We start from the raw sequence: 9,180 nt of genomic DNA on the forward strand, positions 1-9,180 counted from the left end.
GGCTCGCTCCCACAAAAGGATCCTGGGTGTCTTTCAGAACCCACGATGGCGCTTGAGATGCTCGTTGATCTTCGCTGCCGGCACCTTCTGCAAGCTGCACAGCAGGTCATGGGACAACTCCCGCAGCCCATGCTTCTGACGCAACTCCGAGGCCAGGTGCGCGGTGAGGTTGGCGGCCATTTCGGCGTCGGCCATGGCCCGGTGAGCCTGGCCGGTGTGGGGCAGGCCGGCGAAAGTGTTGAGCGTGCCGAGCTTGTGGTTCGGCGCCGCTGGCATCAAGCGTCGGGCCAGCAGCAGTGAGCAGGCAAAATTCTGCAGGCGGGTGCGCTTGATTCGTCCCAGCTCGAAATCCCAGAACTTCTGGTCGAACGCGGCATTGTGAGCCAGCAGCGGCGTGATGCCGACGAATTCGTTGACCTCGTTCATGACCTTTTCCGCTGGCGGTGCGCTGCGCAGCATGGCATTGCTGATACCGGTCAGCTGTTCGATGAAGGCCGGGACGCGTACGCCGGCGTTCATCAGGCTCTGGTAACGGTCGACTATCCGGCCTTGCTCGAGGATCACCACGGCGATTTCGGTGGCCCGGCAACCGCTGCTTGGGGTGATGCCGGTGGTTTCAAAGTCGATGACTGCGATGCGTTCCAAACCGGTGGGGCTCCTTGAAAATCAGTTCTTGAGCAGCAACGCGCCTTCGATCGGCACGTAGCGGCTGGCGGCGCGGATCAGCGAGTTGGCGGTCAACCCTGGCACGCCGTAGGCCACAGCCTGCACGCCGTGTTTGCTGATGATGCGTTCGAGCAACATGTCGAAATCGCCGTCGCCGGAGGCCAGCACCACCTCGTCGACGTGATCGGCGGCGTCCATGATGTCCAGGGTGATGCCCACGTCCCAGTCGCCCTTGGCCGAGCCGTCGCTGCGCTGGATATAGGGCTTGAGTTTCACGGTGAACCCCAGGTTGCGCAGGATCTGCTGGAACTGCTGTTGCTTGCTGTCACCGCGGTCGATCGCGTAGGCATAGGCCTCGACGATCTGCCCCTGCTTGCTCACATCGGCCCACAGCGCCGCGTAGTTGAAATGGCAGCCATAGGCTTGGCGCACGGTGTAATAGAGGTTCTGGACATCGGCGAACACTGCGATTTTTTTCACCGCGTTTCCTCTTGAATGCACACGCGCGCAGGCCACCCGGGCCGAAAAGTCGCCCAGTATGCCAGTCTCGAGGAGCGTTCCGCGAATAATCGGCCCGAGGCGCCAGGGCGCCCCGGACGAACGGCGGATCAGACGAAGGAGTCGTCGTCGCCGAACAAGGACGAATCGTCGCTGTAGTCGGCGTCGCTGAAACCGCCCTGCTCGTTGCCGTAGCTATTGTTGCCGTAGCTATCGCTCTCGGCTACGCGCTGATCATCGCCCCAACCAGTGTCACCGTTGCTGGCGGCGTCATCGACCGGCTGGGCCGGCTCTTCCTTGAGGACCTCGACGATCTCCTCGGGTTGATTGCTGTGGAACAGGCTACTGATGCCCTGGGCGAGCATCACACCACCGGCGACGCCCGCTGCGGTTTTCAAGGCGCCGCCGAGAAAGCTGCCCGCCGCCGGGGGCTGCTGTTGTGGCGCGGCATAGTTGCCGGGCGCAGCGCCAAAGCCGGGCTGGGCCGGCGCATTGAAGGAGGGCCTGGCCGGTTCGCGCCAGCCACCACCGCCGGATGCCGGTGCGCTTGCTGGCCGTGAATCGCGGTGGCTGCCACCGAAGATACTCGAAAGGAAACCACCGCCGCTGCCTGGCGCCGAGGTCTGGCTGCGGGCCTGTTGCAATTCGCGGTGCAATTGCTCGAGCTGTTGGGCGAGCTGTCTGTTCTGCTCGTCCAGACGCTTGATCGCCGCCTCTTGCACCAGGATCGCCTGGGCCATGAAATAGCCCGCGGCAGGCTGGTTGGCCAAGTGTTCCTTGATCCGCGCCTCTGCCTGGGCGTCGCGCGGGGCTGAATCCTTTTCGGCCTGCTGCAGCCGGGAAAACAGTCCATCGATCAGGGTTTGTTCTTCGCTGTTCATGGCGACCTCATCAGATTGCCGGATTAAAACCAGGCCGGTCGCAAAGACCGGTGCGAGTCAGTAATGGGGTTGCGCCGGAAGCTTTCAATGGTCTTTACCTGATGTTTACGTTTGCTTGTGCGGTCACTTGATCGGTTAAAGTGTCGGACCGCTTTTTCGAACTGCGATACCGACTCATGAATCCGTTAGAAGTACTGCGTGACTCCTTGTATTTTTTCAAGCGCAACCTGGGCCGGATCGCCCAGCTGTGCCTGCCGCTGGTGGTCCTTGAGGCCGTGCTGCAACAAGGAGTGGACAGCGCCATCGGCGCCGACGGTTTCTCCGGCTACAGCGTGATCGTCGGGCTGCTTGTGTATCCGCTGTATACCGCGGCGTTGATTCTGTTTCTCGATGCTCGCAGTCGCGGCGAAGCCCCGCGTGCCCGTGACCTGCTCGCGGCAGCCCTCCTCCAGTGGCCGCGCTTCGCCTTGCTGACCGCCCTTAATACGCTACTGATCCTGATCGGCATTTCCTTGTACTTCCTGCCGGGGCTGTGGCTGATGGTCGCCCTCGCCTTCGGTGAATACCTGTTGGTTTTGCGGGGCATGGCGCCCGTGGCGGCCATGAAGGAAAGCGCGCGCTTGAGTCGAGGCAATTTCTGGCGAATCCTGTTATGCATCCTCGCCGTAATGGTCCCGTTGTGGCTGCTCAAGGGCGCCAGCGTCTCGGTGTATCCGCCGCCGCAGAACCCCTTCATCAGTTTGCTGATCGACAGCGTCCACAGTTTCCTGCAACTGTTCACCACGGTGGTGCTGTTCCGAATGTTCATGTTGATTGCAGAAAAACCCGAGCCATGACCCGTCTGCTGCGATACGCCTTGTTGGGCCTGTTGTTGCTCGTCGGCATTGCGGCCTTTTCCATCTATGGCCCGACCTGGCGCCCCCAGGCCCGGGAAGCCCTGCCCGTCAGCTGCGCCGCCAATGCCGCGCCGCTGATGCCCGGCCAGGCCCTGAAGGTGATGACCTGGAACGTCCAGTTCCTGGCCGGCAAGCGCTACGTGTTCTGGCACGACCTGGCCGAGGGCGACGATGAAAGCCCGACGCCGGAAGACATGGCCTTCAGCCTCGACGAAGTGGCACGGGTGATTCGCGACGAGCAGCCGGATGTGGTGCTGCTACAAGAACTCGACAATGGTGCCAAGGCCAGCGATTACCAGAACCAGCTCAAGCTGCTGCAGGAGCGCCTGGCTGATCTCTATCCCTGCGGCACCAGCGCCTTCGACTGGAAAGCCGATTTCATCCCCAGTCCTCATATCTTCGGCAGCGTTGGCCGCCAGTTGGCGACGCTGAGCCGCTACCGCATCGACCGTGCGGAACGGGTGCAATTGCCGGTGGCCGAGGCGAACTTCATCACCCGCCAGTTCCAGCCGAAAAATGCCTTGCTGGTGAGTTATCTGCCCCTGAGCGACGGCGGACAGCTGGCAGTGCTCAATACGCACCTGGAGCGGGCCACCCAGCCGGACGACACTGCGCGCGCGCAGGTCAGCGCGATCGCCAAGGCCTTGGACAAACTTGAATCCGCCGGCACTCCCTGGCTGATCGGGGGCGATTTCAACCTGTTGCCCCTGGGCCAATACCGACGCCTGCCCACCGAGCAACGCTCGCCCTACTCCGCCGACAGCGAATTGCACCTGCTGTGGGACAAATACCCGATGATCCCCACCAACAACGAGGCCAGCGGCATCGACCGCGCAAACTGGCTGACCCACTACCCCAACGACCCCGGCCTCAACGGCCCCGACCGGACCGTCGATTACCTGTTCTACAGCCCCCGCCTCAAACGGGTCGAAGCCCAGGTCCGGCAGAACGATACGTTGCGCATTTCCGACCATTTGCCGGTGATTGCGCGGTTTTTGTTGCCGGCGATGCCCTGACCGCAATGACCAGCAGCGCAAAAATTCAAAGCTGCGCACCCTCTATGCAAACAATCACCTGCAATATCCTGAACCACATACCTGCAACTCATTTATTCCTGCCAACTAATCAAGGGGCTAATATCTGCAAACCCAATAAGAGTTCAACCGATGATTACACCAGTCTACGCGGCGCCCAACCCCCACACAGAAAATCTATCCAGCGCGCCTAAATACGCTTGGGCAAAGTCCATATTATTTGTACAGAACTATCAGGGAACCGGTGGCACCGAAAATATTGGAAACATGTTGGCCCAGCACAACAGCGGAGCCAAAGGCGCCCAGCTGAAACTCAGTAACGCGACACTTATTGATGTCACTCTGAAGGGCGACGGTAGTAAATTCACGCTGCACAACCACATTACGCAAACCGACCAGAACGGTATGACCAGAACAACGCTGGAAGTGGTAGCCTGGGATTCGAACAGCAACTTCAGCGACATACAATCACAAGCGGGGCGCCATATCGGAAGGGGGCCATTCGGGCTGGCAATAGAAAAAATCTGTCTGAAAAACCATTTCCTGAACCTGGGTCACAAGACGACAAAATCCGAAACAACAACCAACGCCCAGAGCAATGCCAATCGACTTGACGGCGTACTTATAAAATCGCCGGACGGCTTCGAATTAAACCCGTCAGCGATCGCCAGCATGAAGGAGGCCATAGAGGACGTCGCGCCTCATGTCGTTTATGTTGCACAAGACCATGCCACTACGCTGGTCACTGAGGCAGTCAAGCAGCTGAACGATGTTCGGCCAATTGGACAACGGATTGGAATAGTCTACGGTATCCACCGGGAAGACCTTTCAGTAGAGGACACGTTGAACAATGAAAAGGACTTCTGCGTGGCTACAAATATGCAGGCATCTTATGGCGCTATCCAGGTCGCAGTGGTCTGTTCTCGCTCGGCGGGACAAAACTATGCAAGTGTCGGTGGCAACCCATACGCATTGAAAGAAGTTGAAAACGGTACCGATTGCGAAAAATTTGCTCGTAACGATAAAGCACGCCACCAATTCAGAGAACAGCATGATATTCCACAAGACGCCAAGGTCATCACCCTGGCCGGCAGATACTCGCCCGAAAAAGACATGACTGCATGCATCAAAATAATCAGCAAAGTGTTACAAAGACCAGGTAATGAAGCCGTACATTTTGTCGGATGCGGCGCGAGGCTAAGTTCGGATAACCGCGATCTGCAAAATCTCCTGGAAAATACGCCGGGCGACTTTCAGTCATTCAAGAAGCGCGTTCATTTTCTCGGCTTTCAGGACATGCCAGCAGTGATGTCCGCAACGGACATCGTCCTTTCTACTTCCCGGACCGAATCCTGGGGCCTTACGTTGCTGGAGGCAGCGGCCGCGGGGTGTATAGCCGTTTATTCTGACCTACCCGGTACACGCAATGCCATGGGCCGCCTCGCTGAAGATTACAGCCTGTTTGTCAAACGACAGCAGGCCGAAGAAACCGACCCGCTTTTTCCGGACTACAGAATGCTATCCGATGAATCCATTGATGAGTTTGTCGATAAATTGCTGGAAGCGCTGGCGTTAAGCGAAGATCCTGAAGCCAGACAAGCGCATCTGGATCGGGCCAGGGAAACCGATATATCAAAGATGTATGACGGCTACCTCGAAGCATTCCAGCAGGCCTATCAGAAAGCCAATTCAACCTTGGCTGGTTTCCCGGCCTGAGAACTAGCGTCTAGGCTTGACCCGCGCCGTCGCCTCCGCCACCAGCGGGTCGTCCGGCCAGTAATGCTTGGGATAGCGTCCCTTGAGATCCTTCTTCACCTCGGCGTAAGTGCTGCGCCAGAAGTTCGCCAGGTCCTGGGTCACTTGCACCGGTCGGCGCGCGGGCGATAGCAGGTGCAGCTTGACCACCTGCCGACCACCGGCGATGCGCGGGGTGTCGGCCAGGCCGAAAAGCTCCTGCAAGCGCACCGCCAGAATCGGTGGGTCCTCGCTGTAGTCCAGGCGAATCGACGACCCCGAAGGCACACTCAAGTGCTGCGGCGCCAGTTCATCCAACCTTTGCGGCAGAGGCCAGGACAACAGGTTGCGGACGATGCTCGACAGGTCCAGGTTGGCAAAATGACTGAGGCGCGACACCCGGCCCAGGTATGGCATCAGCCAATGCTCGAGACTTTCCAACAGGGCAGCGTCGCTGACGTCCGGCCACTCGCTGTCGCCCTTGGTATCCAGGTCGAGCCGACGCAACAGCGCCACCCGCGCCTGCCACTGACGCAGCTCCGGCGTCCACGGCAACAACTCCAACCCCTTGCGCCGTACCAGGTTGACCAGCGCCCGGCTGCGGGCAGACTCATCCAGGCCGGTCAATGGCTCGCGGCTGAGCACCAGCTCACCGACCTTGCGCTGACGCTCGGCACGCAGCACGCCTTCGCGCTCGTCCCAATCCAGCTGGTCTTCGGTACGTACTTGCTCTGCCAGCACCGAATCGAACAGCGCCGGATCGAAATCCGTCGCCAGGTAGATCCGTTCTTCCCGCTGGCCTTGGCGACTGCCCAGTTCGGCAATCACCAACCACGGTTGCTTCATCAGGCTGTCGGCCTCGGCAAACAGCGCCGCGCGCCCATTCGCCAGGCGATATTCCGCGCCGCCGGGTCGCCGCTGTTGCGCGACGCGGTCCGGATAGGCCAGCGCCAACAGCGCGCCAAGCCAGCGCGGATGCTCGGGATCGGCGACGGCTTCCTCGGCCTTGCCGCGCAAGTAGCCACGATATTGCCGGGCCAATTGCCGCGCCCGCTGCACACCGCCCTGAGCGCCGCGTGCCGCTCGTTCCTCACCGGACAGTAACGCCAGGCGACTGTGCAAGTCCGCGCCGGCGCCTCGAAGAATGTCACGCTCGCCCAACAATGCCGCGACATTGCAGGCCATGTCTGCCAGCCCCAACGCCTGCCCCCGCAACAGCAAATGTGCGATGCGCGGATGGGCCGGCAGCTCGGCCATGGCCTGGCCGTGGCGGGTCAGTTGCCCGCCGTCCAGCGCGCCGAGGCGTTGCAGCAGATCCTGGGCCTGGGCATAAGCGGCGGTCGGCGGGACGTCGAGCCACGTCAACTGCTGCGGCGTCACGCCCCAGCGGCTCAATTGCAGGGCCAGCCCGGCGAGGTCCGCGGAGAGGATCTCGGCGCTGCCGTAGGCCGCCAGCTGTTCATGCTGGTCTTCGGACCACAGCCGGTAACATACCCCCGGCTCCAGCCGCCCGGCCCGGCCGGCCCGTTGGGTGGCGCTGGCGCGGGAGATGCGCTGGGTGTCGAGGCGGGTCATGCCACTGCCCGGGTCGAAGCGCGGTACGCGGGCGAGCCCGGCATCGACCACCACCCGCACGCCGTTGATGGTCAGGCTGGTCTCGGCGATATTGGTGGCCAGCACCACTTTGCGCTGGCCGGGCGGCGCCGGATCGATGGCGGCGCGCTGGGCAGCCAGGTCCAGCTCGCCATGCAGCGGACACAGCAATACGTTGCCGCCCTCGCCCAGGGCGTCAGCCAATTGTTGATGAACGCGGCGAATCTCCGCCTGCCCCGGCAGGAACACCAGCAAGCTGCCGGTTTCGTCGTGCAGCGCTTCGAGAAGGGTCTGCACCAGTCGCGGTTCGATGAATTCGCCGGGCTGGAATGGCCGGCCCCAGCGAACCGTCACCGGGAACATGCGTCCTTCGCTGCGCAGGATCGGCGCATCGTCCAGCAACCCGGCCAGGCGCTCGCCTTCCAGGGTTGCGGACATCAGCAGGATTTTCAGCGGTTGGTCTTCACGAAACAGTTCACGGCCATTGAGGCTCAACGCCAGGGCCAGGTCGGCGTCGAGGCTGCGCTCGTGGAATTCATCGAAAATCAGCAGCCCCACGCCATCCAGTGCCGGGTCATCCTGCAAGCGACGGGTAAGGATGCCTTCAGTGACCACTTCAATGCGGGTTTTCGGCCCGACCTTGCTGTCGAGGCGAATCCGGTAGCCCACGGTTTCGCCGACCTTTTCCCCCAGCTCGCTGGCCAGGCGCTCGGCCGCCGCCCGTGCCGCCAGGCGCCGGGGCTCGAGCATCAGAATGGTCTGCCCGGCCAGCCACGGCTCGTTCAACAGGGCCAAGGGAACACGGGTGGTCTTGCCGGCACCGGGGGGCGCTTCGAGCACCGCTTCGTGGCGCGACGCCAGGGCTTGGCGCAGGGCCGGTAAAACTTCATCAATCGGCAAAGAAATCATGCTGGCTCCAAAACAGAGGGCCGAGTATAACGGCGAACTGTTTAGCGTGGTCTGGACTCCAACCAGCAACGCCCTTACCTGCTCAGGAGATTGTTATGCGTATTCCTTTTCGCGTGATCGGCGGCGTGCTGGTCGCCAGCCTGCTGACCCAGATCAGCGCCTGTGGCTCGATCTTCTACCCCGACCGTCGCGGCCAGATCGAGGGCAAGATCGACCCGGCCATCGCCGCGCTCGACGCCGTCGGCCTGCTGTTCTACATCATCCCCGGGCTGATCGCCTTTGCCGTGGACTTTGCCACCGGCGCGATTTATTTCGAGCCGGGCAGAAGCGTGCAGATCGAGCCAGAGAAACTCAAGCCGGCCATCAACGCCGACGGCACGGTCAATAATCAGAAACTCCAAGCCATCCTGGAGCGCGAGCTGGGCCGCAGCTTCCCGCTGGACGACCCGCGCCTGATCCAGCACAAAGGCAACGTGCAACAACTGGCCACGCTCGGTCTCGTACCCGCCGCGTAAGAAGCGCAGCCCAAGGAAGACTGCGCCATGACCACCAGCGCCGAACACGCTCGCCTGCTACGCCTGGCCACCCGCGCATCGGTGGCCGTGGCGTGCATTCTGATCATTGCCAAGGCGCTGGCCTGGTGGCTCAGCGGCTCGGTGAGCATGCTCGCCGGCCTGACCGACTCGGCGCTGGACGGCGTCACCTCCTTGCTCAATCTGCTGGCGGTGCATTACGCCCTGCGGCCGGCTGATGACGATCATCGCTACGGGCATGGCAAGGCTGAATCGCTGGCCGGCATGGCCCAGGCACTCTTCATTGGCGGCAGCGCGGTGCTGATCGCATTGCAGGCATACGAACGACTCAAGCAGCCGCTGCCGGTCGAGGCGCCCTGGCTCAGCGTCGGCGTGATCGTGTTTTCCCTGGCACTGACCCTGGCGCTGCTGGCGTTGCAGCATCGGGTCGTGGGGG

9 protein-coding genes are annotated in these 9,180 nt (G+C 61.6%); 5 read left to right on the forward strand and 4 right to left on the reverse strand.

From position 1 onward, the window contains the following. Positions 1 to 33 precede the first annotated feature (33 nt). The 3 genes from ACE04F_RS11715 to ACE04F_RS11725 form a co-directional block, all read right to left on the reverse strand. The gene (locus ACE04F_RS11715) at positions 34 to 645 is read right to left on the reverse strand and encodes a 3'-5' exonuclease (protein WP_486106837.1); all 612 of its coding nucleotides are present in this window, start codon (positions 643 to 645) and stop codon (positions 34 to 36) included. 21 nt (positions 646 to 666) lie between these two features. Further along, on the reverse strand, positions 667 to 1,146 hold the full coding sequence (locus ACE04F_RS11720; protein ID WP_030140338.1) for a LabA-like NYN domain-containing protein: 480 nt from the start codon (positions 1,144 to 1,146) through the stop codon (positions 667 to 669). Between the two features lie 128 nt (positions 1,147 to 1,274). Continuing rightward, complete coding sequence (locus ACE04F_RS11725) at positions 1,275 to 2,045, reverse strand: DUF2076 domain-containing protein (protein WP_486106839.1); 771 nt, start codon at positions 2,043 to 2,045, stop codon at positions 1,275 to 1,277. A 176-nt stretch (positions 2,046 to 2,221) separates the two neighbouring features. Here ACE04F_RS11725 and ACE04F_RS11730 point away from each other — a divergent pair, with 176 nt between their 5' ends. From ACE04F_RS11730 to ACE04F_RS11740, 3 genes are all read left to right on the forward strand, one after another. Continuing rightward, positions 2,222 to 2,881, forward strand: a complete 660-nt coding sequence (locus ACE04F_RS11730) for a YciC family protein (RefSeq protein WP_486106841.1) — start codon at positions 2,222 to 2,224, stop codon at positions 2,879 to 2,881. After that, positions 2,878 to 3,957, forward strand: coding sequence for an endonuclease/exonuclease/phosphatase family protein (locus ACE04F_RS11735; RefSeq protein ID WP_486106843.1), 1,080 nt, complete (start codon positions 2,878 to 2,880; stop codon positions 3,955 to 3,957). The genes ACE04F_RS11730 and ACE04F_RS11735 overlap by 4 nt, the downstream gene beginning before the upstream one ends. A gap of 150 nt (positions 3,958 to 4,107) precedes the next feature. After that, positions 4,108 to 5,691: a glycosyltransferase family 4 protein gene (locus ACE04F_RS11740; RefSeq protein ID WP_486106845.1), complete on the forward strand. Its 1,584-nt coding sequence runs from the start codon at positions 4,108 to 4,110 to the stop codon at positions 5,689 to 5,691. Positions 5,692 to 5,694: 3 nt separating this feature from the next. Here ACE04F_RS11740 and hrpB read toward each other — a convergent pair whose 3' ends face one another. Beyond that, complete coding sequence (hrpB, locus tag ACE04F_RS11745; protein WP_486106847.1) at positions 5,695 to 8,211, reverse strand: ATP-dependent helicase HrpB; 2,517 nt, start codon at positions 8,209 to 8,211, stop codon at positions 5,695 to 5,697. 95 nt (positions 8,212 to 8,306) lie between these two features. Here hrpB and ACE04F_RS11750 point away from each other — a divergent pair, with 95 nt between their 5' ends. After that, on the forward strand, positions 8,307 to 8,726 hold the full coding sequence (locus tag ACE04F_RS11750) for a polyribonucleotide nucleotidyltransferase (protein WP_434571645.1): 420 nt from the start codon (positions 8,307 to 8,309) through the stop codon (positions 8,724 to 8,726). A gap of 27 nt (positions 8,727 to 8,753) precedes the next feature. Further along, positions 8,754 to 9,180 (forward strand): cation diffusion facilitator family transporter (locus ACE04F_RS11755; RefSeq protein WP_486106849.1); only part of this gene is annotated, 427 nt, incomplete at its 3' end.

It is taken from the genome of Pseudomonas sp. AGC41 (assembly GCF_057334555.1).

Excerpts from the sequence above, each read along its gene's own strand:
- ACE04F_RS11725 (WP_486106839.1), bottom strand. The coding sequence starts at position 2,045 with ATGAACAGCGAAGAACAAACCCTGATCGATGGACTGTTTTCCCGGCTG.
- ACE04F_RS11730 (WP_486106841.1), top strand. The coding sequence starts at position 2,222 with ATGAATCCGTTAGAAGTACTGCGTGACTCCTTGTATTTTTTCAAGCGC.
- ACE04F_RS11735 (WP_486106843.1), top strand. The coding sequence starts at position 2,878 with ATGACCCGTCTGCTGCGATACGCCTTGTTGGGCCTGTTGTTGCTCGTC.
- ACE04F_RS11740 (WP_486106845.1), top strand. The coding sequence starts at position 4,108 with ATGATTACACCAGTCTACGCGGCGCCCAACCCCCACACAGAAAATCTA.
- hrpB (WP_486106847.1), bottom strand. The coding sequence starts at position 8,211 with ATGATTTCTTTGCCGATTGATGAAGTTTTACCGGCCCTGCGCCAAGCC.
- ACE04F_RS11750 (WP_434571645.1), top strand. The coding sequence starts at position 8,307 with ATGCGTATTCCTTTTCGCGTGATCGGCGGCGTGCTGGTCGCCAGCCTG.